This is a genomic window from Gemmobacter nectariphilus DSM 15620 (assembly GCF_000429765.1).
GTDB lineage: Bacteria > Pseudomonadota > Alphaproteobacteria > Rhodobacterales > Rhodobacteraceae > Wagnerdoeblera > Wagnerdoeblera nectariphila.
Genome location: NZ_AUCM01000003.1, coordinates 478,137 through 503,887 on the forward strand (window position 1 = coordinate 478,137; position 25,751 = coordinate 503,887).

The 25,751-nt window shown below is 66.8% G+C and carries 21 protein-coding genes; 10 read left to right on the forward strand and 11 right to left on the reverse strand.

Going from position 1 to position 25,751, the window contains the following annotated elements; translation table 11 throughout:
- Positions 1-5: 5 nt before the first annotated feature.
- The 4 genes from hflX to trkA all read right to left on the reverse strand — a co-directional run bounded on the left by hflX (position 6) and on the right by trkA (position 4,573).
- Positions 6-1,289 carry a GTPase HflX gene (gene hflX, locus G481_RS0102290; RefSeq protein ID WP_051294248.1) on the reverse strand — a complete coding sequence of 428 codons (1,284 nt, stop codon included), beginning with the start codon at positions 1,287-1,289 and terminating at the stop codon, positions 6-8.
- On the reverse strand, positions 1,286-1,519 hold the full coding sequence (hfq, locus tag G481_RS0102295) for an RNA chaperone Hfq (RefSeq protein WP_028028559.1): 234 nt from the start codon (positions 1,517-1,519) through the stop codon (positions 1,286-1,288). Before hfq ends, hflX begins: the two co-directional genes overlap by 4 nt.
- Positions 1,520-1,678: 159 nt before the next feature.
- Positions 1,679-3,196 carry a TrkH family potassium uptake protein gene (locus tag G481_RS0102300; RefSeq protein WP_028028560.1) on the reverse strand — a complete coding sequence of 506 codons (1,518 nt, stop codon included), beginning with the start codon at positions 3,194-3,196 and terminating at the stop codon, positions 1,679-1,681.
- Positions 3,197-4,573, reverse strand: a complete 1,377-nt coding sequence (gene trkA / locus G481_RS0102305) for a Trk system potassium transporter TrkA (protein ID WP_028028561.1) — start codon at positions 4,571-4,573, stop codon at positions 3,197-3,199.
- A gap of 243 nt (positions 4,574-4,816) precedes the next feature.
- On the opposite strand from trkA, the gene hrpB reads away from it, so the two are divergent.
- Positions 4,817-7,255 carry an ATP-dependent helicase HrpB gene (gene hrpB, locus G481_RS0102310; RefSeq protein WP_028028562.1) on the forward strand — a complete coding sequence of 813 codons (2,439 nt, stop codon included), beginning with the start codon at positions 4,817-4,819 and terminating at the stop codon, positions 7,253-7,255.
- Positions 7,256-7,258: 3 nt separating this feature from the next.
- Here the strand turns inward: hrpB and G481_RS0102315 are convergent, their stop codons facing one another.
- A complete protein-coding gene (locus G481_RS0102315) occupies positions 7,259-9,226 on the reverse strand; it encodes an AsmA family protein (protein WP_084450591.1) in 1,968 nt (655 codons plus the stop codon).
- Positions 9,227-9,308: 82 nt separating this feature from the next.
- Between G481_RS0102315 and G481_RS0102325 the strand changes: the two genes are divergently transcribed.
- Both G481_RS0102325 and rimO read left to right on the forward strand, forming a co-directional pair.
- Positions 9,309-10,106 carry a crotonase/enoyl-CoA hydratase family protein gene (locus G481_RS0102325; protein ID WP_028028564.1) on the forward strand — a complete coding sequence of 266 codons (798 nt, stop codon included), beginning with the start codon at positions 9,309-9,311 and terminating at the stop codon, positions 10,104-10,106.
- Positions 10,107-10,245: 139 nt separating this feature from the next.
- Positions 10,246-11,619, forward strand: coding sequence for a 30S ribosomal protein S12 methylthiotransferase RimO (gene rimO / locus G481_RS0102330; RefSeq protein WP_028028565.1), 1,374 nt, complete (start codon positions 10,246-10,248; stop codon positions 11,617-11,619).
- Between the two features lie 98 nt (positions 11,620-11,717).
- On the opposite strand, the gene ndk is transcribed toward rimO, so the two are convergent.
- Complete coding sequence (gene ndk / locus G481_RS0102335; RefSeq protein WP_028028566.1) at positions 11,718-12,140, reverse strand: nucleoside-diphosphate kinase; 423 nt, start codon at positions 12,138-12,140, stop codon at positions 11,718-11,720.
- A gap of 228 nt (positions 12,141-12,368) precedes the next feature.
- Between ndk and G481_RS0102340 the strand changes: the two genes are divergently transcribed.
- From G481_RS0102340 to G481_RS0102365, 6 genes are all read left to right on the forward strand, one after another.
- Complete coding sequence (locus G481_RS0102340; RefSeq protein WP_028028567.1) at positions 12,369-14,219, forward strand: ABC-F family ATP-binding cassette domain-containing protein; 1,851 nt, start codon at positions 12,369-12,371, stop codon at positions 14,217-14,219.
- Between the two features lie 504 nt (positions 14,220-14,723).
- Complete coding sequence (locus G481_RS0102345; RefSeq protein WP_028028568.1) at positions 14,724-15,356, forward strand: MarC family protein; 633 nt, start codon at positions 14,724-14,726, stop codon at positions 15,354-15,356.
- Positions 15,357-15,509: 153 nt separating this feature from the next.
- Complete coding sequence (gene purB / locus G481_RS0102350; protein ID WP_028028569.1) at positions 15,510-16,814, forward strand: adenylosuccinate lyase; 1,305 nt, start codon at positions 15,510-15,512, stop codon at positions 16,812-16,814.
- 90 nt (positions 16,815-16,904) lie between these two features.
- The gene (locus G481_RS25810; RefSeq protein ID WP_154664503.1) at positions 16,905-17,063 is read left to right on the forward strand and encodes an adenylosuccinate lyase; all 159 of its coding nucleotides are present in this window, start codon (positions 16,905-16,907) and stop codon (positions 17,061-17,063) included.
- Positions 17,064-17,120: 57 nt separating this feature from the next.
- Entirely contained in the window at positions 17,121-18,170 is a 1,050-nt protein-coding gene (locus tag G481_RS0102360) for a flagellar motor switch protein FliG (protein WP_028028570.1), read from the forward strand.
- Positions 18,171-18,258: 88 nt separating this feature from the next.
- Entirely contained in the window at positions 18,259-20,289 is a 2,031-nt protein-coding gene (locus G481_RS0102365; protein ID WP_035024795.1) for a capsular polysaccharide biosynthesis protein, read from the forward strand.
- Here G481_RS0102365 and G481_RS0102370 read toward each other — a convergent pair whose 3' ends face one another.
- The gene (locus G481_RS0102370; protein WP_028028572.1) at positions 20,290-20,745 is read right to left on the reverse strand and encodes a hypothetical protein; all 456 of its coding nucleotides are present in this window, start codon (positions 20,743-20,745) and stop codon (positions 20,290-20,292) included.
- A 125-nt stretch (positions 20,746-20,870) separates the two neighbouring features.
- Between G481_RS0102370 and G481_RS0102375 the strand changes: the two genes are divergently transcribed.
- Complete coding sequence (locus G481_RS0102375; protein WP_028028573.1) at positions 20,871-21,281, forward strand: SufE family protein; 411 nt, start codon at positions 20,871-20,873, stop codon at positions 21,279-21,281.
- On the opposite strand, the gene G481_RS0102380 is transcribed toward G481_RS0102375, so the two are convergent.
- From G481_RS0102380 to G481_RS0102395, 4 genes are all read right to left on the reverse strand, one after another.
- A complete protein-coding gene (locus tag G481_RS0102380; RefSeq protein ID WP_028028574.1) occupies positions 21,278-21,763 on the reverse strand; it encodes a PaaI family thioesterase in 486 nt (161 codons plus the stop codon). The two genes, G481_RS0102375 and G481_RS0102380, sit on opposite strands and share 4 nt — an antisense overlap.
- 99 nt (positions 21,764-21,862) lie before the next feature.
- A complete protein-coding gene (locus tag G481_RS0102385) occupies positions 21,863-22,648 on the reverse strand; it encodes an FAD binding domain-containing protein (protein WP_028028575.1) in 786 nt (261 codons plus the stop codon).
- A gap of 13 nt (positions 22,649-22,661) precedes the next feature.
- Positions 22,662-25,037 carry a xanthine dehydrogenase family protein molybdopterin-binding subunit gene (locus tag G481_RS0102390; protein ID WP_028028576.1) on the reverse strand — a complete coding sequence of 792 codons (2,376 nt, stop codon included), beginning with the start codon at positions 25,035-25,037 and terminating at the stop codon, positions 22,662-22,664.
- Positions 25,038-25,136: 99 nt separating this feature from the next.
- Positions 25,137-25,628, reverse strand: coding sequence for a (2Fe-2S)-binding protein (locus G481_RS0102395; protein ID WP_028028577.1), 492 nt, complete (start codon positions 25,626-25,628; stop codon positions 25,137-25,139).
- Between the last annotated feature and the right edge of the window lie 123 nt (positions 25,629-25,751).

Below are 25,751 nucleotides of genomic sequence, written 5' to 3' on the forward strand. Positions count from 1 at the left end.
CAGGATCAGAGGCCGCGGAACTGATGCGCCTGGCGGTCGGTCCACAGGACCGACACATCCCAGCCATCTTGGGTTTCGCGTTCCTCGGTCACAAGGCCGCGTTCATGCAGCCAGGCGCGTTTGCGCCCTTCGGCAAAGCCCAGGTGCAGATCGCGCGCGTGGCGTTCCTCGCCCAGATGGTCGTTGACCACATCGAGCAGCGCCGCGATGCCTTCGCCCGTCATTGCCGAAACGGGCAACACATCCGCGCGCAGGGCGGCCGTCGCCAGAAGCCCTTCGCGGGCAGTCTCGGGAACAAGATCGAGTTTGTTCCAAACCTCGAGGATCGGCACTTCGCTGCGCACCCCGAGTGAGGCAAGGATATCGGTCACATCCGCCGCCTGTTCCGCGGTTTCGGGGTGCGAGATGTCGCGCACATGCAAGATCAGATCGGCTTCCAGCACCTCTTCCAGCGTGGCACGAAAGGCCGCGACCAGCTGCGTCGGCAGATCCGAGATGAAACCCACCGTATCCGACAGGATAATCCGCCGCCCCGAGGGCAGCACGACACCGCGCATGGTGGGGTCCAGCGTGGCGAACAGCATGTCCTTGGCCATCACCTCGGCGCCGGTCATGCGGTTGAACAGCGTGGATTTGCCCGCGTTGGTATAGCCCGCCAGCGCCACGATGGGAAAGGGCACCTTGCGGCGGGCGGCGCGGTGCAGCTCGCGCGTGCGGACCACCTTGTCGAGCTGGCGTTTCAGCCGGATGACCTGGTCGTCAATTGCCCGGCGGTCCGCCTCGATCTGCGTCTCGCCCGGGCCGCCGACAAACCCGAAACCGCCGCGCTGGCGTTCCAGGTGGGTCCAGGCGCGGACAAGGCGCGTGCGCTGATAGGACAGTGCCGCCAGTTCCACCTGAAGCACGCCTTCACGGGTGCGCGCGCGGTCGGCAAAGATTTCCAGGATCAGCCCGGTGCGGTCCAGCAGCTTGACGCCCCATTCCTTTTCCAGGTTGCGCTGCTGGACAGGGGTCACGGGGCCGTCGATCAGCACCAGATCGACCTCGGCCGCGGACAGGCGATCCTTGAGTTCGGCCACCTTGCCAGAGCCGAACAGCATGCCCGGCTGGGCCCGGGGCAGGCGCACGACTTCGGCGCCGCAAACCTCGATCTCGGGCAGGGCAGCGGCCAGGGATACAGCCTCGGCCAGCCGGTGTTCCGGCAAGCGACGGCCTTGATCCGATTTCAGGTCGGGATGGATCACCCAGGCGCGCGTCAGACCGGCGCCCGGTTTTGCATCTTCGCTCAATCGTCGCCTTCGTACAGGCTGATCGGCTGACCCGGCATGATGGTCGAAATCGCATGCTTGTAGACCAGTTGCGATTGACCGTCACGGCGCAGCAGCACGCAGAAATTGTCAAACCAGGTGATCACGCCTTGCAGCTTGACACCATTGATGAGGAATATCGTCACAGGGATCTTGGCCTTGCGGACGTGATTCAGGAATGCGTCCTGCAGGTTCTGTTTGTCGCCAGCCATGTTTTATTGCCTTTGTCGCGCGTTCTTCTTGGCGTTTATGTCGCGGTTCCTCCCCGCTTGGCCAAATATGGGCTGCCTTGGCCGGAGATTCCAGCCCAAAAAACAGTCCGTTACGGACCTATTCACATATTTGCCTGTATCTGACCCCGTTTGCCGGGGCTAACGGCGCCAGGCCGTGGGCAAAAGGAAGGCCAGCAGGGCCACCGTCTCCAGCCGGCCCAGCACCATGGCTGCGGCCAGAACCACCTTGGCGCCGGGCACCAACGTGGCCCAGCTGGTATCGCCCAGACGGCTGGCCGAGGCCATCGGCCCGGTCGTCGTCAGGGCCGAGACCGACAGGACGACCGCGCGCTCGAAGGGAATGCCGAACAGGGCCAGCAGCAGGTTCACCACCCCAAGCGCCAGCGCGAACAGCATGAAGAAGACAAAGGCGATGAACGCCCCCTCGCCGCGCATCTGCCGCGCCGCAGGACCGCCGCCCCCCACCGACGAGGGTTCGGACAAGCGGTCCATCTCGCGGATGCCCAGCTTGTAAAGCGCATAGATCCGCAGCAGCTTGACCCCGCCTGCCGTGGTGGCAACGCCGCCCCCCATCATGGCAAGGCCCAGCAAGATCAGCCAAGGCGCATCCATCCCCGACCAGGCCCGCGCATCCACCCAGCCCGCCGATTCAAAGCCTGTCGTGGTCAGGAACGACAGCACCGTGAACAGCGCGCCCCACAGCGCCTGAACCGCCTGCACCAGATCGCTGGTCAGCTGCCCCTCGATGGCGCCGATCCAGTGGCGCAGGAACAGCGCCACCGGCACCGCGACCAGAAAGCTGATGCCGACCCGCAATTCGGGGTCGCGCCACAGCGGGGCCTCGGTCTCGATCCGGGCAGCGCCCGGCATCAGCCGGCGCGTCAGCGCAAAGACCAGCGCAAGGCCGATGATCGCCTCGCCCAGAAATCCCGAGGGCGCATCGGCCAAATGGGGCAGGGGCGTGATCCCCGAGGTCGACAGCGCCGCCATGGCATGCATCAAGGCCACCAGCCCCGGATCGCCCGCCAGCAGCAGCGCCAGCCACACAAGGCCGGTCAGCCCGGCATAGACCGGCAGCAGCGTCAGGGCATGGCGCAGCAGCCGCGCGGCCGGATCGGTGGTCGGCCCGGTCTGGCCCGGCTCCAGCCGCACCCGGCCGATGGCCCGCGGCGCGTAAAGCTCGAACCCGCCAAGGTGCTGCGAGGCCAGAATTCCCGTCGCCGCCACCAGCACGAAGAACCCGCCCAGCCAGCCGACCAGCCCGCGCCACAGATGCACCGAATCGGGCAGCCGCCCCGGCGTGTCGTAAAGTGTCGCGCCCGTGGTGGTGAAGGCCGAGACCATCTCGAACCAGGCGTTGAAATAGGTGGTATCGCGCACCGCCTCGGCAAAGGGCAGGGCCAGGACGGGCGGCAGGAACGCATAAGCCAGCACGAAGCTGCGCAGATGGCTGCGGGCGGCATTGTGCGGCTTCCATCCGGCCGTGGCCAGCGCAACCATCACTGTCAGGATCAGGATCAGCGTCGCCGGGTAGAAAAACGCCCGCGCCACGCGATGCTGATCCATCACGACAGCATGGACCGCCGGCACGAACATCGCGAGTGCCGCCAATCCTGTCAGCACGACCGGCAGGGGCAGGGCGGTCAGGCGGCGCATCTAGAAATAGTCGATGGAGACCTGCAACAGCCGCTCCACCTCGGGCACATCCGCCGCCATGACGAACAGGGTGATGATATCGCCTTCGTCGATTCGCAACGAGGGCATCGGTTTCACCACATCAGCCCCCTTCATCACCATCCCGACCAGAACGCCTTCGGGAAAGGCAATGTCGCGCACCAGCCGGCCCGCGATGGACGAGGTGGACAGAACCTGCGCCTCGATCACCTCGGCCTCGGCATCGCCCAGCGAATAGATCGCGCGCACCCGGCCATGGCGGATATGTTTCAAGATGGACGAAACCGTCGTGGCGCGCGGGTTGATATAGGCATCGACGTCCAGCACATCGGTCAGCGGCACCAGCGTCGGATCGTTGACCAGCGCAATGGCCAGCCGGCAGCCCATCTGCTTGGCGCGCACCGAGACCAGAAGGTTGGTGCGGTCATCCTCGGTCACCGCCAGAATGGCATCCGCGCGGTCGATGTCGGCTTCTTGCAGGATTTCCATGTCCAGCCCGTCGCCGTTCAGCACGATCGAGCGCTCCAGCGCATCGGCGGCCAGTTCGGCCCGCTGGCGGTTGCGTTCCACCATGCGCACGCGCACCCGGTCAGCCCGCGATTCCAGCGCCTGCGCCACCGCCAGCCCGACATTTCCGGCACCGACGACCACGACCCGTTCCTGCTTGCGCGTCGCCTTGCCGAAAATCTCCAGCGTGCGCTTCACATCGTCGACATGGCAAAAGACATAGATGCGATCCTCGGCCAGCAACTGATCGCCCGGATCGGGGGCGAACAGCCGACCCTCGCGCCGGATGCCCACAACGACCGCGCGCAGGGTGGAAAACAGGTCGGTCAACTGGCGCAGCGGGGTGTTCAGGACGGGGCAATCCTCGTCCAGCGCAAGGCCCAGCAGCTGGGCACGCCCGTCCAGAAAGGCCTCGGTATCAAAGGCGGCAGGCGCGGCGATGCGTTGCAGCGCGGCCTCGGCCACCTCGCGTTCCGGGCTGATCACCACGTCGATCGGCAGGTGATCTTGCCGGTAAAGATCGGCGTGCATCGCCTCGAGATAGGCGCGGGCGCGCAGGCGGGCGATCTTGCGCGGCACGCCGAACATGGAATGCGCGACCTGACAGGTGACCATGTTCACCTCGTCGGAATAGGTCGCGGCGATGATCATGTCGGCATCGCGCGCACCGGCCTTTTCCAGCACCGAGGGCCACGAGGCAAAGCCCGCAATCCCTTGAACATCCAGCGTATCCGCCGCGCGGCGCACCAGATCGGTGTTGGAATCGACGATGGTGACATCGTTTTTCTCGCCAGCCAGCTGGCGGGCGATCTGCCAGCCGACCTGTCCGGCACCGCAGATGATGACCTTCATGTTCTGCCGTCCCGTCCTGTGTCGACGCAGCCCATTGCATCGCAGAAAGGGCAACAGGGGTCAACATCTGTGCCGGATGGGCGCAACCTTGGGCGTATGGAAATGCGGATCCATGATTCGTATAAGAAGTATTATGTTAATATTGTGGATATGACCGTCCGGGGCCAGCCCTTGCAATGCGCTGAAATGGCGTCAGAATTTCTGGATCTGGCGATTTCCCCGAATGCGCGGCATAACAGCGCCATGTCCGACACCTTGCCCATTGACGACTGCCTTGATGATCTGCGCGCCGCCTTGCGGACGCAAGGCCGTGCCGTGCTGCAAGCGCCGCCCGGCGCTGGCAAGACGACGCGCGTGCCGCTGGCGCTGTTGTCCGAGGTTCCGGGCCGCATCGTGATGCTGGAGCCGCGCCGCCTGGCCGCGCGCGCCGCTGCCGAGCGTATGGCCGAGACCTTGGCCGAGCCCGTCGGCCAGCGCGTCGGCTACCGCATTCGCGGCGAAGCCCAGACCTCCAGGGCCACGCGGATCGAGGTGGTGACCGAAGGCATCCTGACCCGGATGATCCAGTCGGATCCTGAACTTTCCGGCATAAGCGCTGTCATCTTCGATGAATTTCACGAACGCAGCCTGAACGCCGATCTTGGCCTTGCCTTGGTGCTGGAATCGCGCGCGGCGCTGCGGCCCGATCTGTGGGTGCTGGTGATGTCGGCCACGCTGGATGCAGCGCCCGTCGCCGCGCTGATGGAGGATGCGCCGCTGATCTCGTCGGACGGGCGCGCCTATCCGGTGGAAACCCGCTGGCTGCCGCGCCCGCTGCCACAAGGCGCACGGCTGGAGCGGGAAACGGCCGCCCTGATCACCCAGGCGGCTCAGGAAACCGAAGGCGGGATCCTGGTCTTTCTGCCAGGCGAAGGTGAAATCCGCCGGGTCGCCGCGCAGCTGTCGCATCTGGTGAACTGCGACGTGCAACCGCTTTATGGCGCCATGGATTTTCGCGCGCAGCGCGCGGCGCTGGCTCCCTCGCATGGCTTGCGCAAGGTGGTGCTGGCAACCTCGATTGCGGAAACCTCGCTGACCATTCCCGATATCCGTGTCGTGGTCGATGCGGGACGCGCACGGCGGGCGCGGTTCGATCCGGGCTCGGGCATGTCGCGGCTGGTGACCGAACGGGTCAGCCGGGCCGAGGCAGACCAGCGCCGGGGCCGGGCAGGCCGCGTGGCGCCGGGTATTTGCTATCGGCTGTGGGCCAAGGCCGAAGAAGGCGCCCTGCCCGCCTTTCCACCGCCGGAAATCGCCACGGCCGATCTTGCGGGCCTTGCGCTGGAACTGGCGTTGTGGGGGTCTGATGACGGGCTGTCGTTCCTGACGCCGCCCCCTGCCGCTGCGCTGGCCGAGGCGCGGGCGCTGCTGACCGATCTGGGCGCGCTGAAGGACGGCCGGATCACCGATCACGGCCGCGCCATGGCGGCGCTGCCGCTGCATCCGCGGCTGGCGCATATGCTGCTGATCGCGGGCCGTGCCGCCGCGCCTCTGGCCGCCCTGATGGCCGAACGCGATCCGCTGACCGGGGCACCGCCGGACCTGAGCTTGCGGCTGCAAGCCCTTGAAAAACCGAACGCCTATCAGGATCGCCATCCCTGGCCGATCAAGCGTGATGTGCTGGAGCGGATCCGGGCAGAAGCCAAGCGCCTGGCCCGCATGGCACCGGACCGCCCTGCCCTGTCCCATGGCGCCATGGCAGCGCTGGCCTACCCCGACCGCATCGGATTGCGGCGCAAGGGCGATGCGCCGCGCTGGGTGCTGTCGGGGGGCAAGGGCGCGACCATGACGCCGGGAACGCCTCTGGCGGGGGCACGGCTGCTGGTGGCGACCGACCTTGATGGCGATGCGCGCGAGGCTGGCATCCGCCAGGCCATCGCCATCACGGAACCCGATCTGCGCGCGCTTTACGCCCCGCGCATTGCCTGGACCGATGTCTGCGACTGGTCCCGCCGCGAAGGCCGGATCAACGCGCGCCGGCAGGAACGGCTGGGCGCGCTGGTGCTGGATGACCGGATCTGGCCCGATCCGCCGCCCGAGGCGGTGGCCGCAGCAGCCCTGGACGGGCTGCGCGATGAAGTGCGCCAAGGCAATGGCCTGCCCTTTGCCGGTGCCGCCCTGCGGCTGCGCAACCGCGCCGCAGCGGCGGGCGAGCCGGTGCCGCCCGTCGATGACGCCAGCCTGATGGCCGCTGCCGACAGCTGGCTGACCCCGGCGCTTGGCCGTGTGCGCACCCGCGCCGATCTGCGCGCGCTGGATCTGCTCGAGCCGCTCAAGCTCTATCTGGGCTGGGACGCCTGCACGCGGATCGACGGGATGTATCCGTCGCATTTCACCACACCGCTGGGACGGCGTATTCCCATTGATTATGAAGGGGATACGCCTCAAATCGAACTGCGCCTGCAGGAATTGTTCGGCCAGACTGCGCATCCGGTGGTCGGCCCCGCGCGCACGCCGCTGAGACTGTCGCTGCTGTCACCAGGCGGCAAGCCGATTGCCGTTACCTCGGACCTGCCGGGGTTCTGGCGCGGCAGCTATGCCGATGTGCGCAAGGACATGCGCGGGCGCTATCCGCGCCACCCCTGGCCCGAAGACCCGACCGAGGCCGACCCGACCCTGCGCGCCAAGCCGCGCGGCACCTGAGGGTCAGTTGCCACCGAACAGCTTGCCAAGACCGCGGCGCAACTCGGTCTCCAGCTTGCGTTTTGCGGCATCTTCCAGCGTCTCGCCATTTTCGGTGTCAGCGCCCAGCTTTTCGGCCAGCTTCTTTTCGGCCCGCGCGCGCTCGGCGTCCAGCTTGGGTTTTGCCAGCGCCTCCATGTCCAGCTGAAAGCGCGGCCTGGCCCATGGCCCGGTGATCTTGAGCGGCACGCCCAGCCCGCCGGTGCCGTCTTCCTTTTGCAAGGCCACGGGCAGCAGACGATAATCCAGCGTGCGGCTGCCAATCCCGACCGTACCGGTTCCGGCCACCTGCAGATAGGGCGCCGCCAGTTTCAGATCGTCGGCCCGCAGCACACCTTCGGCAATGGAAAAGCTGGTGGAAATGCTGTCGAAGATGGTCTTCTGCCCTTCACCGACATAAGAGACATCCAGCCTGCGCAACATGCCCAGCAGATCGAGCCCGCGCAGCTCTCCCTTGCCCAGCGAGAGCTGCCCCTCGCCTTGCAGGCGGTTCATCATCTCGGACATCGAGGCCGCCGAAGACAGGACCGAGATCCGGCCATTCGCGCTGGCGGTCAGGCGATCGTATCCGGCCAGATCGTGCAGCATCGGTTGCAGCGCCACATTCTCGACCAGCAGATCGGCGCGCACCGATCCGCGGCCCGAGGCATTGGCCACCATCGTCCCGCTGATGCGCCCCTCATAGGCCTGCATCTCCGACAGGGTCACGGTGGCGCGGCCATCGGCCAGCGCAAGGCGCCCCCGCAGGGCGCCAAGGCGCATTCCCCCGGCCTGGACCGACGGGGCGGCAAAGGTCACATCGGCATCGACGGCGCCTAGGGCGCTCAGGTCGATGGGCGCGGTGGACCAGCCGCCGCTGCCGGCCCCACCCGCCGCGCCGCCCCCGGCCGAGGCAGGCAACACCAGCGGTGTCTCGGCCGCGATCGTCGCCGTCACCGAGGGCCGCTGACCGGACGTGCGCAGATCGGCGCTCAGCCGCAGGCGGTTGTCGTCCAGTTGTGCGATGGCGTCGCGCAGCACCAGCCGCAGATCGGGGGACAGCACGGCCCGCCCGTCAAGCCGGATCGTGCGCGCCCCCAGCCCCTGCGGCAGGTCGGGCAGGCTGGTGCCCATCAGCGCCGCCAGGGCCCCATGATCGGCCGCATCGACATGCAGCGCGCCATCGGCCAACAGGGGCGCATGGCCGAAACTGCCCTCGAAATCCAGCGCGGCGCCGCCGATCGCCAGCTCGATCTTGCCGCTGGCCTCGGCCCCCGACAACAGCGCCGCAGCCGGACTGGCGCTCAGCGCCATCCGCACGGTCTGACCGTTCAGCGTGCCGCTCAGATCCAGATGCGCGGGGGCTGCCGGATCGGGCAGCCGCAAGACCGCGTCGATGCCCGACAGATCATAGCGCGCCCCGGTGGCGGCGTCGGCAAAGATCACCTGGCCCTCGCTCATCCGCGCCTCGGACAGGGAAAACCCGCGCGTCTCGCCCGGCGTGCTGCCGGTGTCCGAGGAGGCAAGGGCAAGATCCCAGTTCGCGCGCCCGTCGCGGTGCCGCTCCAGCCGCAGGCGGGGCGCGATCAGATCCAGCCCGTCGATGCGAATATCCCCGCCGATCAGTGCCATCGTGTCCAGCGAGATGCGCAGGCCCGCCGCCTCGACCATCGGCGCATCGCTGGCCCAGTCGGCATTGGCCAGCCGCACCGGCCCGGTTTCCACCGCAAGCCCCGGCCAGATGCTGGCCTTGACCGGCCCCTGAACGCTGAAGGCGCGGCCGGTGGCAGCCTCGACCTGGCGGGCGGCCATGCGGGCGACCTCGTCTGTCGGGATCAGAAAGACCGCGCCCACAACCAGCAAGGCCAGCATCACCAGCCCCGAAAGGATTCGCACCATCCACCGCATACGCACCTCCACCATTGCGCGCAGTCTACGCTGCACCGCAGCCATGCTCAACGCGCCGGATGCCGCGACGTTGCGCTTGCGCGGCGCCCCGCCGATGGCCAGTCTGTGCCTGAACGAGGAGGCACCGATGGATCCGCGACTGACGATCACCCGCACCGGCCCGGTGGCCGAGGTCCTGCTGAACCGGCCGGACAAGCGCAATGCGCTGGACCTTGATCTGTTCGACGCGCTGGCCGCCGCCGGTGAAAGCCTCAAGGGTGCGAACGGGCTGCGCGCCGTCATCTTGCATGGCGCAGGTGCGGCCTTTTGCGCCGGGATCGACACGTCGGAATTCCTGCGGATGGCGCAGAACCTTGCCAGCGTGAAGGCCGAGATGCTGGCCCCGACGCCCGGCACGGCGAACCGCTTTCAACGCCCCGTGACGGTCTGGGCCGAGCTGGGCGTTCCGGTGATCGCGGCCCTGCATGGCGTGGCCTTTGGTGCGGGGATGCAGCTGGCACTGGGGGCGGATTTTCGCATTGCCGCGCCCGATGCGCGCCTGTCGATCATGGAGGCGCGCTGGGGGCTGATCCCGGACATGGGGATCACCCAGACCCTGCCCCGGTTGATGCGGATGGACCTGGCCAAGGAGCTGATCCTGACCGCCCGCGTGCTTGAAGCGCCCGAGGCGCTGGACCTGGGCCTGCTGACCCGGCTGGCCGATGATCCGCTTGCCGAGGCACGGGCGATGGCGGCCCGGTTTGCCCAAGTGTCGCCTGACGTGCTGCGCGCCGGCAAGCGGCTGGTCGAGGAAACCTGGACCCTGCCCCCTGGCCCCGGCCTGACCCGCGAGGCGACTTTGCAGGCCGATCTGATCGCCAGCCCCAACCAGATCGAGGCGGTGATGGCCGGGATGCAGAACCGACCGCCGCAGTTCAAGGGCTAGCCGCCCAAAGGGGGCCAGCCCCCTCTTGGCGCGTTCCGCGCCAATTCACCCCCGGGATATTTGCATCAAGGCGAAAACCAGGGCCAAGGTTGCGCCGCAGCCCCTTTCCGGGCGGCGGGTTCAACGCTATATGCCGCGCATGAGCCAGAACCCGCCAGACCTTCGCCCCGACCTTGCCCCTGCCCCGCGGTTTTCCGAACCGGCGCGGCCGGGCCAGCCCACCATCGGCATGGTCAGCCTTGGCTGTCCGAAGGCGCTGGTGGACAGTGAGCGCATCCTGACCCGGCTGCGGGCCGAAGGTTATGCGATCTCGCCCGATTACAAGGGGGCCGAGGCGGTGATCGTGAACACCTGTGGGTTCCTCGATTCCGCCAAGGCCGAAAGCCTGGAGGCGATTGGCGAGGCGATCCGCGAGAATGGCCGCGTGATCGTGACCGGCTGTCTGGGGGCCGAGCCGGACTATATCACCGGCGCGCATCCCAAGGTTCTGGCGGTCACCGGGCCGCATCAATACGAACAGGTGCTGGATGCGGTGCATGCCGCCGTGCCCCCGTCGCCCGATCCTTTTGTGGACCTTTTGCCGGCAACCGGGGTCAGCCTGACACCGCGGCATTACAGTTACCTCAAGATTTCAGAGGGTTGCAACCACAAGTGCAAGTTCTGCATCATCCCCGACATGCGCGGCCGGCTGGTTTCGCGCCCCGCCTATGCGGTGGTCAAGGAGGCTGAACGTCTGGTCGCGGCCGGCGTCAAGGAGCTGCTGGTGATCAGCCAGGACACCTCGGCCTATGGCGTCGATCTGAGGCACGAAGAAGCGCGCGGGCTCCGGGCGCATATCACCGATCTGGCGCGCGATCTGGGCTCGCTGGGCGCCTGGGTGCGGCTGCACTATGTCTATCCCTATCCGCATGTGCGCCAGCTGGTGCCGCTGATGGCCGAGGGGCTGGTTCTGCCCTATCTGGACATCCCGTTCCAGCACGCCCACCCCGATGTGCTCAAGCGCATGGCGCGCCCGGCTGCGGCGGCGAAGACGCTGGACGAAATCGCCGCCTGGCGCCGCGATTGCCCCGATATCGTGCTGCGGTCCACCTTCATCGTCGGCTATCCCGGCGAGACCGAGGCCGAGTTCCAGACGCTGCTGGACTGGCTGGACGAGGCGCAGCTGGACCGGGTGGGCTGTTTTCAATATGAAAATGTCGCAGGCGCCCGGTCGAATGACCTGCCCGATCATGTGCCCGAGGAGGTCAAGGCCGAGCGCTTTGCCCGCTTCATGGAAAAGGCGCAGGCCATTTCCGAAGCCAAGCTGGCGGCCAAGGTCGGCACGGTCATGCCGGTGATCGTCGACGAGGTGGACGAGAACGGCGCCACCTGTCGCACCAGGGGCGATGCGCCCGAGATCGACGGCAATCTGTTCATCGACGAGGGGTTCGAGGAACTCTTGCCAGGCGATATCGTCTCGGTCGAGGTGGACGAGGCGGGCGAATACGATCTGTGGGGCACCATCGTGCGTTAGTGCCCCGCGCCGGCAGTTCAGGCGCAAGGCCGCTCGCCCCGGACCAAACGAAAAGGCCGCCCGAACGGGCGGCCTTTCCCATCATCGCGTCGGGCCGATCAGCCGACCAGTTCGAGACCCGAGAAGAAATAGGCGATTTCCACCGCAGCGGTTTCCGGCGCATCCGAGCCGTGGACCGAGTTCTCGCCAACCGACAGGGCGAATTCCTTGCGGATGGTGCCATCGGCCGCGTTGGCCGGGTTGGTGGCGCCCATGACTTCGCGGTTCTTGAGGATGGCGCCTTCGCCTTCCAGCACCTGAACGACGACCGGCTCGGAGGCCATGAATTCGGTCAGTTCGCCAAAGAACGGACGCTCGGCGTGGACTTCGTAGAACTTCTGCGCCTGAGCGAGCGACAGGTGGATGCGCTTTTGCGCGATGATGCGCAGGCCGGCTTCCTCGAACTTGGCATTGATCTTGCCGGTCAGGTTGCGGCGGGTGGCGTCGGGTTTGATGATCGACAGGGTGCGTTCGATGGCCATGGTGCCCTCTGGAATCTCGGTTCGGGCCGGGCCCCATGCCCTTCCCGTTGCGGCGCCTGCCCTAGCACGGCGATCTGACCTTGAAAACCCCGCATCAGGTGGCTGGCAGCGTCCCGGAGCATCGGGCAGCCCATGCCAGCCGGCCCGGCGCGCCAGCCTTGCCGCGCATGCGACATTCGCGTGCAAGACCGATTGACGCGGCCGCAGGCTTGGGGCAACCCACCAGACATGCTGCGTATCGATAACATCACCTATTCCGTCGAAGGCCGTCCCCTGTTCGAGGAGGCCAGCGCCACCATTCCGACCGGCCACAAGGTGGGCCTGGTCGGCCGAAACGGCGCGGGCAAGACCACGCTGTTCCGGCTGATCCGGGGCGAGCTGTCGCTGGAAGGGGGCGAGATCGCCCTGCCCGCCCGCGCCCGTGTGGGCGGTGTGGCGCAAGAGGTGCCTTCGTCCTCGACCTCGCTGCTGGATACGGTGCTGGCAGCCGATACGGAACGCGCCGCCCTGCTGGCCGAGGCGCATACCGCCACCGACCCTGGCCGTATCGCTGAAATCCAGACCCGGCTGGCCGATATTGATGCCTGGTCGGCCGAGGGACGGGCCAGTTCCATCCTTCGCGGCCTTGGCTTTGACGCCGAGGCGCAGCAGCGGCCCTGTTCGGATTTCTCGGGCGGCTGGCGGATGCGGGTGGCGCTGGCCGGGGTGCTGTTCGCCCAGCCCGATTACCTGCTGCTGGACGAGCCGACGAACTATCTGGACCTTGAAGGCGCGCTGTGGCTGGAAAGCTACCTGCAGAAATATCCCCATACCGTCATCGTCATCAGCCATGACCGGGGCCTGTTGAACCGCGCCGTGCAGGGGATCCTGCATCTGGACAACCGCAAGCTGACCTATTGGCAGGGCGGTTATGACCAGTTTGCCCGCCAGCGGGCCGAACGGATGGCGGTTCAGGCCGCCGAGGCGCGCAAGCAGGACGCCCGCCGCGCCCATCTGCAAAGCTTCGTTGACCGCTTTCGCGCCAAGGCATCGAAGGCCGTGCAGGCGCAAAGCCGGTTGAAGATGCTGGAGAAGATGACGCCGATCACCCCGCCCGAGGAAGCGAAGAAGCAGGTCTTCACCTTTCCCGAGCCCGAGGAGCTGTCGCCCCCGATCATCGGGATGGAGGGGGTGTCCGTGGGCTATGACGGGCGCGCGATCCTGCGCGGGCTGTCGCTGCGGATCGACCAGGATGACCGCATCGCCCTCTTGGGCCGCAACGGCGAAGGGAAATCGACGCTGTCCAAGCTGCTGGCGGGCAAGCTGGCGCCGATGGCGGGGCAGATCACGCGCTCGTCCAAGCTGCGCATCGGCTATTTCGCCCAGCATCAGGTGGACGAGCTGCATCTGGATGAAACGCCGCTGCAGCACATCCAGCGTATGCGCCCCGAAGAACACCAGTCAAAGCTGCGTGCCCGTCTGGCCGGGTTCGGCCTGCTGGCCGATCAGGCCGATACGGTCGTAGGCAAGCTGTCGGGGGGGCAGAAGGCGCGGCTGTCGCTGGTACTGGCCACGCTGGATGCACCGCACCTGCTGATCCTTGACGAGCCGACGAACCACCTGGACATCGAAAGCCGCGAGGCGCTGGTCGAGGCGCTGACGGCCTATACGGGCGCCGTGGTCCTGGTCAGCCATGACATGCATCTGCTGTCCTTGGTCGCCGACCGGCTGTGGCTGGTCAAGGGCGGGCAGGTCGCGCCCTATGGCAAGGATCTGGAAGCCTATCGCGCCGAATTGCTCGAGCGCGAGGCGCCGCCGCCAAAGCCCGAGAAGAAAGAGGCCAAGCCCGCCCGCCCGTCGCGCGAGGCTGTGCTGGCGCTGCGGGCCGAGGTGCGTAAATGCGAGGAGAGGGTCACCAAGCTGGAAGAGATGCGCGGCAAGGTGGCGGACAAGCTGGCCGATCCTGGTCTGTATGAGGATGCGCGGATCCACGAGCTGGAAGGCTGGAACCGCAAGTTTGCCGAAATCGAGGAAGCCATGGGCCGGGCCGAGGCCCTGTGGCTGGACGCGCAAGAGCGGCTGGAGGCGGCCGAAGGCTGACCTTGCGCCGTCTGGCAAGGCGATCCCGGGCACACTCCCGCACCCTTGTGCGGCCCTGAAGGGCCGCACAAGGCTTTGGGCCGGGCGCCGCGCGGGCGCGGCGCGGCCTCCGGCGGGGGTATTTGGGGCAAGATGATGTGGAAGGGGCGCGGGGCGGGCCTGTGTGGGCCGGATGGTCGTGCCGACGTAATGGCGTCGCGCGAGTGCCGTCGTGGCTCTGGCGCACAGGTCGGAGCGGCTGGGGGTGATCCGGGGCAAGGCTTGCCAGCGCGCGTCTGATCGCTTCCCCTTTGGGGCGCTGGTGGGCGGGATGCGCCAGGTATCAGGGCGGGGCCCCGCGGTGGATTTCTGCGCGGCGAAGCAAGGCAGGCGCCGATTGTCGGTTGCAAGACATGTCGCGGCTTTGCCCCTGGCCCTTGGCCTCGTGGCGTGCCGGCTGTCCCCGTGGCCCCTTGACGGCTGTGGTCGCGGGCTGTTCTGGTGGGCCATTCCGATGGAGCCCGCATGACCGATGTGACCTTTCTGCTGGCGGCCTTTACCACGCTTCTGGTGATCATCGACCCGATCGCGCTGGTGCCGCTGTTCATCACGCTGACCCATGGCATGACCCCGGCGCAGCGGCGGCGCACCGGGTTGCGGGCCTGTCTGGTGGCGGCGGGGATCCTTACGCTGTTCGGCGCGGTCGGAGAGCAGCTCTTGACGCTGATCGGCATCACCTTGCCTGCCTTTCGCATTGCGGGCGGGATGCTGCTGTTCCTGACCGCGCTGGACATGCTGTTCGAGCGCCGGACGCGGCGGCGCGAGGACAAGGCGCACGAGGCCGAGGCCGAGCAGGTTGACGACCCGTCGGTGGTGCCGCTGGCCATTCCGCTGCTGGCGGGGCCGGGGGCCATCGCCTCGATGATCCTGCTGGTCGGGCAGGCGGGTGGCGGATGGTGGGGCTTTGCGGTGGTCGAGGCGGTGATGCTGACGGTGATCGTGATTGCGTTCCTGAATTTCCTGATCGCGGACCGGCTGGGCCGTGCGCTGGGACGGACGGGCACGATGTTGGTCACCCGCCTTCTGGGGATGTTGCTGGCGGCGCTGGCGATCCAGTTCATCATTGACGGCATTCGCGGCACGGGCCTGGTCGGGTAGTCGCGCACGCCTGCCGGACGGTGCGCCAGGCGGTGCCCGCGATGGGTATTTGGAAAAAGGCAAAGGGGCGGATGCGGCGCTTGCGGCTTGTCCTGCGGGCCATTGGCGGCTAAGGGGGCGACGATTGCCCCGCTGCCAGCCCTGAGGCCTGCCATGATCCCCCGCTATTCCCGCCCCGAAATGGTCGCCATCTGGTCGCCCGAGACCAAGTTCCGCATCTGGTACGAGATCGAGGCCCATGCCTGCGATGCGCAGGCCGATCTGGGCGTGATCCCGCGGGCCAATGCCGAGGCCGTCTGGCGCGCCAAGGATGTCGAATTCGACGTCGCCCGCATTGACGAGATCGAGGCGGTGACCAAGCATGATGTCATCGCCTTTCTGACCCATCTGGCCGAGCATGTCGGGGCCGAGGAAGCGCGTTTTGTCCATCAGGGCATGACGAGTTCCGACGTGCTGGACACCACGCTGAACATCCAGCTGGTGCGCGCGGCGGATATCCTGCTGGCCGACATGGACCGGGTGCTGGCCGCGCTGAAAACGCGGGCGTTTGAGCACAAGGACACCGTGCGGATCGGCCGCTCGCATGGGATCCATGCCGAGCCGACCACCATGGGCCTGACCTTTGCCCGGTTCTATGCCGAGATGGCACGCGGCCGCAAACGGCTGGAAGCCGCGCGCGAGGAAATCCGCACCGGCGCGATTTCTGGCGCCGTCGGCACCTTTGCCAATATCGACCCGCGGGTCGAGGAATATGTCTGCGAGAAGCTGGGGCTGGTGCCCGAGACGATTTCCACCCAGGTGATCCCGCGCGACCGCCACGCGATGTTCTTTGCGACGCTGGGCGTGATCGCCAGCAGCATCGAGAATATCGCGGTGGAAATCCGCCACATGCAGCGCACCGAGGTGCTGGAGGCCGAGGAATATTTCAGCCCTGGCCAGAAGGGCAGCTCGGCCATGCCCCACAAAAGGAACCCGGTGCTGACCGAAAACCTGACCGGCCTTGCGCGCCTCGTGCGCATGTCGGTGGTCCCCGCGCTGGAGAATGTGGCGCTGTGGCATGAGCGCGACATCTCGCATTCCTCGGTTGAACGCGGGATTGGCCCCGATACCACGATCACGCTGGATTTCGCGCTGAACCGTCTGGCGGGCGTTGTCGAAAAGCTGGTGGTCTATCCCGAGAACATGCTCAAGAACATGAACAAGTTCAAAGGGCTGGTCATGTCGCAGCGGGTTCTGCTGGCGCTGACCCAGGCCGGCGTGTCGCGCGAGGATGCCTATCGCCTCGTGCAGCGCAATGCGATGAAGGTCTGGGAGAAGGGCGCCGATTTCAAGACCGAGCTTCTGGCCGATCCTGAAGTCACCGCCGCCCTGTCGCCGGCCGAGATCGAGGAAAAGTTCGACCTTGGCTATCATACCAAGCATGTCGACACGATCTTTGCCCGGGTGTTCGGCGCCTGACAGGATCGCCGGGCATCATTGCTGCGAGACAGTGAAATCCGTGCTATCCTGAAGCTGGGGCGTCCTGCCCCGGCAACAGGGAGACAAGGCATGAAGTTGACCGTTCTGCTGACGACCCTCGTTCTGACCCTTGCGCCCGGCGCCGTGATGGCGATGTGCTCGGGACATGACCAGAAGGTCGTGGATTGTTCTGCCGGAGAGATGCGCGACCCGGTTTCGGGACAATGCACCAAGGCGGTGCATAGCTGATAACACCATCTTAACCAGGGCCTGTCAGGCTGCGGGAAACCCTTGGTGGAGGTTCCCATGCCGCAGGCCCTGGCCCGGATCACGCCGCAGCGCATTCCAGCGCCTGCGCCGGTCATGCTTAGCAACCGCGAAAAGGCGGCGATCATCGTGCGCCTGCTGCTGGCCGAGGGGGCGCCCTTGCCGCTGGCGGCCTTGCCCGAACACATGCAGGCGGCGCTGACCGAACAGATGGCCGCGATGCGGCTGGTGGACCGCGCCACGATGGAGGCCGTGGTCGAGGAATTCGTCGGCCAGCTCGAATCGGTCGGCCTGTCGTTTCCTGGCGGGCTGGAAGGGGCGCTGTCCATGCTGGACGGCCATATCAGCCCCTCGGCGGCCACGCGGCTGCGCCGTCTGGCCGGGGCCTCGGGCAAGGTCGATCCGTGGGAGCGGATCATCCCCCTGCCCGCCGAGCGTCTGCTTCCGGTGCTGGAGGAAGAGGCGGTCGAGGTTGGCGCGGTGTTGCTGTCGAAACTGCCGGTGTCCAAGGCCGCCGATCTGCTGGGCAAGCTGGCTGGCGACAAGGCGCGGCGCGTGGCCCATGCCGTGTCCCTGACCGGCAATATCGACCCCGATACGGTGCGCCGCATTGGCGTATCGCTGGCGGCGCAGCTGGATGCCCAGCCGCCCAAGGCCTTTGAGGCAGGGCCAGAGGAACGGGTTGGCGCGATCCTCAATGTCAGTTCAGCCTCGGTTCGCGATGCGCTGCTGGATGGGCTGGGGGCCGAGGATGCAGCCTTTGCCGAAAAGGTGCGCAAGGCGATCTTCACCTTTGGCCATATCCCCGCCCGCGTGGCCCCGCGCGATGTGCCCAAGGTGGTGCGCATGGTCGATCAGCCCGTGCTGGTGACCGCGCTGGTCGGGGCAACCGGCCCGCTGGCGCCGGTGGCCGAATTCATCCTGTCGAACATGAGCCAGCGCATGGCGCAAGGCCTGCGCGAGGAAATGGCGGCCAAGGGCAAGGTGCGCGAAAAGGATGCCGAAGCCGCGCATAACGCCGTGGTCGATGCCGTGCGCAACCTTGAGGCACAGGGCGAGATCCGCCTGATCCTTGAAGACGAGGATTGATCAGCCCGTGGCCACGGCCACGGCCTTGCGCTAGGCTGATGGCAGCCCGGCACAGAACCGGGCGGACAGGGCACGGGCGGGACCGATCATGCAAACGACAGACAAGGCGCCGCAACGGCTCTGGTGCACCGCGCCGGGCCTGTGGTTGCCCGGACGGGTGCGACGGATCCTGACTCTGGCCGGGCGGGTGCCCATGCCCGCGCTGCCCGGCATGTCCCCGCGCCCGGGTGACGCAGTTGGCACCTGGGGCCGCAGCCCGCTGTCGCCCAAGGCCGAGGCCCTGGCCGCGACGCAAGATCTGCCACTGATCCGGGTCGAGGATGCCTTTCTGCGCTCGATCGCGCCCGGGCGGGCCAGGCGGAGGGGCGACGGGCCGCTAGGGCTGATGATCGACCCTGGCGGCGGGGTGCATTTCGACCCTTCTGCCCCCTCGCATCTGGAAACGCTGCTGGCCGGCCACCCGCTGGACGATTCCGCCCTGCTGGACCGCGCGCGCGAGGGGATGGCCCGGCTGGCAGATCAGCGGCTGTCGAAATACAACCAGCACGACCCCGCCCTGCCCGGCCCGCCGCCGGGTTATGTGCTGATCGTCGACCAGACGCGGGGCGATGCCTCGATTGCGGCCAGCGGCGCGGGCTATGGCACCTTCCGCGAGATGCTGTTTCGCGCGCAGGACGACCACCCCGGCCGCCCCATCGTGATCCGCACCCATCCCGAAACCGCCGCCGGGCTGCGCGAGGGGCATTTCGGCCCCGAAGATGCGCGGGATGGTGTCACCCTGCTGACCGATCCTGTCGCGCCCCAGGTGCTGCTGGAAGGCGCCATCGCCGTCTACACCGTCAGCTCGCAACTGGGGTTCGAGGCGATTCTGGCCGGCCACCGGCCGCAGGTCTTTGGCCGCCCGTTCTATGCCGGCTGGGGCCTGACCGAGGATCATGGCGGGCCGCTGCCGCGCCGGCACCGCAACCTGACGCGGGCGCAGATCTTTGCCGGGGCGATGATCCTGGCGCCGATCTGGTATGACCCCTGCCGCGACCGGCTGTGCAGCTTTGAAACCGCGCTCGACCAGCTGGAGGCCGAGGTGCGCGCCTTTCGCGACGACCGCAAGGGGTGGGTCGCCAGCGGAATGCGGCTGTGGAAGCGCGGCCCCTTGCAAGGCTTCTTCGGGCGCGAACGTCCCTTGCGCTTTGCCGTCCCGGCCCGCGCGGAAACCATGGCTCAGGCCAGCGGCCGCCGACTGATGGTCTGGGGCCAGACCCCGGCGGGCGCATCGGCGGTGCGGGTCGAGGATGGGCTGATCCGCTCGCGCGGTCTGGGCGCCGATCTGGTGCCGCCGCTCTCGCTGGTGCTGGATGACTGCGGCATCTACTACGACCCGACCCGGCCCAGCCAGCTGGAACGGCTGGTCAGGGCACGGCTGCGCCCCGGTCAGATCGCCCGGGCCGACCGGCTGATCGCCCGGCTGACCAGCGCGGGGGTGACGAAATACAACCTTGGCGGCACGGCCCCCGATGTGCCCGCCGGACACCGCATCCTTGTGCCCGGTCAGGTCGAAGATGATGCCAGCATCCGCCTTGGCGCAGGCGAGGTGCAGACCAACCTTGCCCTGCTGGAACGGGTGCGCGCCGATAATCCCGCAGCGGTGATCCTGTGGAAGCCGCATCCCGATGTCGAGGCGGGCCTGCGCCCTGGTGCGGTGCCAGCGGATCGGCTGCCCGGCTTGGCCGATGCGGTGCTGTCTGGCGTGGATGCGGCGGCGGCGCTGGATCTGGCCGATGAGGTCTGGACGATGACCTCCGGCCTGGGGTTCGAGGCGCTGCTCCGCGGCCGTCGCGTGACCTGTCTGGGCGCGCCCTTCTATGCTGGCTGGGGGCTGACGCGCGATCTGGGCCCGGTGCCCGCCCGGCGGCAGGAACGCCCCACGGTGGCGGCGCTGGCCCATGCGGTGTTGATAGACTACCCCCGCTACCGCGACCCGATCACAGGGCGGCCTTGCCCGGTCGAGCTGGTGGTCGAGCGGATCGCCAGCGGGCGCACCCTGCCCCGATCCGCCTCGCTGCGGCTGCTGGCCAAGGCGCAAGGCGCGCTGGCCGGCCATGCCTGGATATGGCGCCGCTGATCAGCGCCGCCGCGTCGTGCGGGCGTTGTCGCTGCCGGTCACGGTGATCGTGCGCACGCCTTCCAGCTTGAAGTCCGAAACAAAGGTCGCAACGGTGACTTCACGCGACATCGGCGTTCCCGAAACGGCGGCCGCAGGCTGTTTCAGCACAAAGCGGAACACCAGCTCTCCCGGCTTTTCCACCTCTTCCTGGATCAGTTCGGCAGCATACCAACCCTGGGTGGGCGGCAGGCCCTTGGCCCGGATGATCGCCCCGCCGACCGTGGGCTCGACGAACAGCTCTGTCACCTGGGCGACGGGAACCCGGCCCTCGTCGCGCACGGGTTCGGCCGCGACCGCGGCAGCCTTTTCCGACCGGCCGAACCAGTTGAACGGGTTCAGGCGCGAGTCGCGCACCGACGCACAGCCGGTCACGACCACTACCGCCGCCAAGGCTGCCAAAAGGCTCTTGCGCATCCGCCCCTCCGATCCGGTTCTTCCCTCCCTGCCTAGCCCAAGGCGCGCGCTTTGAAAAGCCCGGCCTCCGGGGTGGACACATTGCTGCGCCGGTCTTAGGTGATGATCAACCCACGGAGACCGCCATGGCCACGCCTGCCTTTGAAGATATTGCCGAAACCTTCGAATTCCTTGACGATTGGGAAGATCGTTATCGCCATGTCATCGAACTTGGCAAAGCCATGGCCCCGATGCCCGAGGCGCTGAAAGTGCCGGCGACCAAGGTGGATGGCTGCGCCAGCCAGGTCTGGCTGCATCCGGCCATTGCAGACGGCCGGTTCGATTTTCAGGGCGACAGCGATGCGCTGATCGTGCGCGGGCTGATCGCCGTGCTGCACGCGCTCTATGCCGGTGTTCCGGTGGCCGAGGTGGGCGCGATTGACGCCCATGCCGAACTTGGGCGCCTTGGCCTGCATGACCATCTGTCCTCGCAGCGATCGAACGGCGTGCGCGCGATGGTCGAGCGGATCCGCACGCTGGCAGCGGCTGCCGCCTAGCCCTGCATGATGATGCAGGTGGTCGAGCCGGTGGCATAGACCTTGCCATCGGCCAGGCCGCACAGAACGGCCTCGGCCACCACGGTGCTGCGCCCGGCGTGCTGGACGTTTGCGACCGCCTCGATCTCGGACCCGACCGGCAGGGCGCGGGCGATGTTCACCTTGAATTCCAGCGTCGTATACCAGCTGCCCTTGGGCACCATGGTCATCGCCGCGCAGCCAAGCGCCGAATCAAGGACAGCGCCATACCAGCCGCCATGCACCCCGCCCATCGGGTTCGTGAAGGCGAATTTGGGTGCGCCCCGAAACACGGCGCGGCCCTTGTCGATCTCTGTCAGGGTGAAGTTCAGCGTTTGCGCCATCGCCGGGCCGGGCAAGCGGCCGTCCAGCATGGCCTGGGTGAATTCCAGACCCGACATGGACAGCAGCACCTCGCGCGGGGGAAGGTCCTCGGGGCGGGTGGCGTAAAGGGTCTGGGTCATGGCGGTCTCCTGCTCTGGCGCATCGTGGTGATGGCAAAGCAGGGCCGCCATGTCCAGCAGGCGCCGCCCCAAGGGGGCAGCGCCGTTGCGTCATGGCATTCAACCGGCGGCAGCGACCGCGCGTTTGGTGATGACCTTGACCAGATGCGCCCGATATTCGGGCGTGCCGTGCAGATCGCCGATCATGCCATCGGCCTCGACCGTCAGCCCGTCCAGCGCCGAGGGGGCGAAGTTTGCGCTCAGCGCCTCTTCGGCCTCGGTCCAGCGGAAGACGCCATCTTCGGATGCGCCGGTGACGGCAACGCGCACCCCCGCCGGTCCCTTGGCCACGAACACCCCGGTCAGGGCAAAGCGCGACGCGGGCTGGGCGAATTTCACATAGGCCGCCTTGTCCGGGATCGGGAACTTGACCGCCGTGATGATCTCGCCCTCTTCCAGCGCGGTCGAGAACAGGCCCTGGAAATAATCGTCCGCCGCGATCTCGCGCTGATTGGTGACAACGGTCGCGCCCGAGGCCAGCACCGCCGACGGATAGCAGGCCGCCGGGTCGTTGTTGGCCAGAGAGCCACCGATGGTGCCCCGGTTGCGCACCATCGGATCGCCGATCTGCCCGGCCAGCGCGGCCAAGGCCGGATAGGCGCCAGCTTCGCGTGCCACGGTGGCATGGGTGGTCGCGGCGCCGATGGTCAGCACACCGCCCGCCACCGACACCCCCTTCAGCTCGGCCAGCCCGTTCAGGCTGACCAGACTGTCCGGCTGGTTCAGGCGCTGCTTCATCGTGGGCAGCAAGGTCATGCCCCCCGACAGCGCCTGCGCCCCGTCCCGGCCCATGGCCGCCACGGCCTCGGCCAAAGAGGCAGGTTTGACAAATTCGAAGTCATACATGGGGTTGCCTCCGTTACTTCGTGTGCATCGCGGCCCAGACGCGGGCCGGCGAGACGGGCATGTCGATATGGCTGACGTGGGTGTAGCCGCCCCGGTGCAGCGCGTCGATCACCGCATTGACCACGGCAGGCGGCGAGCCGATGGCGCCTGCCTCGCCGCAGCCCTTCACCCCAAGCGGGTTGTGGGTGCAGGGCGTGTTGCAGCTGTGATCGACTCGATAGAACGGCACATCATCGGCGCGCGGCATGGCGTAATCCATGAACGAGCCGCTGAGAAGCTGGCCGTTTTCGTCATAGACACAGTTTTCCAGCAACGCCTGGCCAATGCCCTGCGCCAGACCGCCATGCACTTGACCTTCGACGATCATCGGGTTGACGATATTGCCAAAATCGTCAGCCGCCGCAAAGGACACAACCTCGACCTTGCCGGTGTCGGGGTCTACCTCGACCTCGCAGCCATAGGCACCCGAGGGATAGGTGAAGTTCGACGGATCGTAGAATGCCGTCTCTTCCAGCCCCGGTTCCATGCTTTCCAGCGGGTAGTTGTGCGGCACATAGGCGGCCAGCGTGACCCCGGCCCAGTCGACCGACTTGTCCGTTCCCGCGACCGAGAACTTGCCGTCCTTCAGCTCGATATCGTCTTCAGACGCTTCGAGAAGATGGGCCGCTATCTTCTTGGCCTTGTTGATGATCTTGTTCGTCGCCTTGACCAGCGCCGAGCCGCCGACCGCCAGGGACCGGCTGCCATAGGTGCCCATGCCCATCGGCGTGTTCTGGGTATCGCCGTGAACGATCTCGACTTGTCCCGCATCAATCCCGATCATCTCGGCCACGACCTGGGCAAAGGTCGTCTCGTGGCCCTGACCATGGGAATGGCTGCCGGTGAACACGGAAATCGACCCCGTGGCATTCACCCGCACCGTCGCGCTTTCATAAAGTCCCGCGCGGGCACCCAGTTGGCCCACCAGGTTCGACGGCGCGATGCCGCATGCCTCGATGTAATGGATGATGCCGAACCCGCGCAGCTTGCCGCGCTTCTTCGCCTCGGCCACACGGGCCTCAAGACCCGAATAATCGGCCACCTGCAACAGCTTGTCCATCGTGGCCTGATAGTTGCCGGTATCATAGACCACCGCGACCGGGGTCTGATAGGGGAACTGGTCAGGCTGGATGAAGTTCTTGCGCCGCAGCTCGATCGGGTCAACGCCCAGCTGGCGCGCAGCCTTGTCGATCAGGCGTTCCAGCTGGAACGTGGCTTCGGGGCGGCCAGCCCCGCGATAGGCATCCACCGGCACGGTATTGGTGAACACCGCCTTGACGTTCACATAGATCAGCGGCGTGCTATAGTTGCCCGCCATGAGCGTCCCGTGCAACCAGGTCGGCACCGAGGACGAGAAGGTCGACAGATAAGCCCCCATATTCGCAAGGGTTTCCGTCCGCAGGGCCGTGAAGTTATGATCCTTGTCCAATGCCAGCTCGATCCGCGTGACATGATCGCGGCCATGGGCATCGGTGATGAAGGCCTCGGACCGGGTCGAGGTCCATTTCACAGGCCGTTTCAACGCTCTGGCCGCGAAAGTGCAGAAGGCTTCTTCGGCATAGTGGAAAATCTTGGATCCGAACCCACCGCCCACATCCGGTGCCACCACGCGCAGCCGGTGTTCCGGGATGCCCAGCACGAAGGCCCCCATCAACAGCCGGATCACATGCGGGTTCTGGCTGGTGGTATACAGCGTGGACATGTCGTTCCACGGATCGTAATCGCCGACGGCGACGCGCGGCTCCATCGGGTTGGCGACCAGACGGTTGTTCACCAGATCAAGGCTGACCACATGGTCGGCCTTGCGGAACGCCTCGGCCACGGCTTCGCGGTTTTCCTCGACAAAACCCCAGTCATAGCAAAGGTTTGAAGTCAGATCTTCATGCACCTTCGGAGCATCGGGCGCCAAGGCTGCCTTCATGTCGATGACGGCGGGCAGTTCCTCGATGTCGACGACGATCGCCTCGGCGGCATCGCGGGCCTGTTCCAGCGTTTCGGCCACCACAACGGCGATGGGATCACCCACATGGCGCACCTTGCCATCGGCCAGAACCGGGTGCTTGGGTTCCTGCATCGGCTGGCCGAAACGGTCTGTCACCTGCCAGCCGCAGGGCAAGCCGCCGATGGCCGCAAAATCGGCCCCCGTGAAGATGCGCACGACCCCCGGCATCGCGGCCGCGGCCGCAGTGTCCAGACCGCGGATGCGGCCATGAGCCACCTCGCTGCGCAGGAAATGCGCGTGAAGCTGGCCGCGCAGGTTGATATCGTCGGTATAACGGCCGTTCCCGGTCAGGAACCGCACGTCCTCGCGCCGCTTTGTGCTGGCGCCGATGCCGCCATCTTTCGGCATGGAATCCTCCCCTGAATGCTTGTCATGACGGGCAAGTCCCGCCTGTGCGACAGTTGCCTGAACGGGGCCCCTCCGCCCCGTGCAGCCAGTCAGTTCAGATCATTCGGCCGCGATGCCGACCTTGCCCACATCCTGACCCGAGGCCGCAAGCACCGCCTTGACGATGTTGTGATAGCCCGTGCAGCGGCAGATGTTGCCTTCAAGATGATGGCGCACCTCGGCCTCGGTCGGCTTGGGGGTGTCGGCCAGCAGCGCCGCCGCTGACATCACCATGCCCGGCGTGCAGAAGCCGCATTGCAGGCCGTGATGGTCCTGAAACGCCTGTTGCAAGGTCGAGAGCGAGCCATCGGCATTCGCCATCCCCTCGATCGTCGTCACATTGGCCCCCGCGACATCCATCGCCAGAACCGAGCAGCTCTTCACCGCCAATCCGTCGACATGCACCGTGCAGGCCCCGCATTGGCTGGTATCGCAGCCCACATGCGTGCCGGTCAGGCCAAGCCCCTGCCGCAAGAAATCGGATAGCAGCGTCCGCCCCTCGGCCTCGGCCGACATGGCGCGCCCGTTCACCGTCATGGTCACCTTTGCCATGCGTGCTCCTCCCTATGTAGCTGGCTGGCAGAGGGAGTTAAGCACGGCGATTCCGCTGCGTCTACAACCGCTTCGCTCAATAGGTGTCACTTTGCGGGGATTTTCGATGCCGCACTGCAAAAC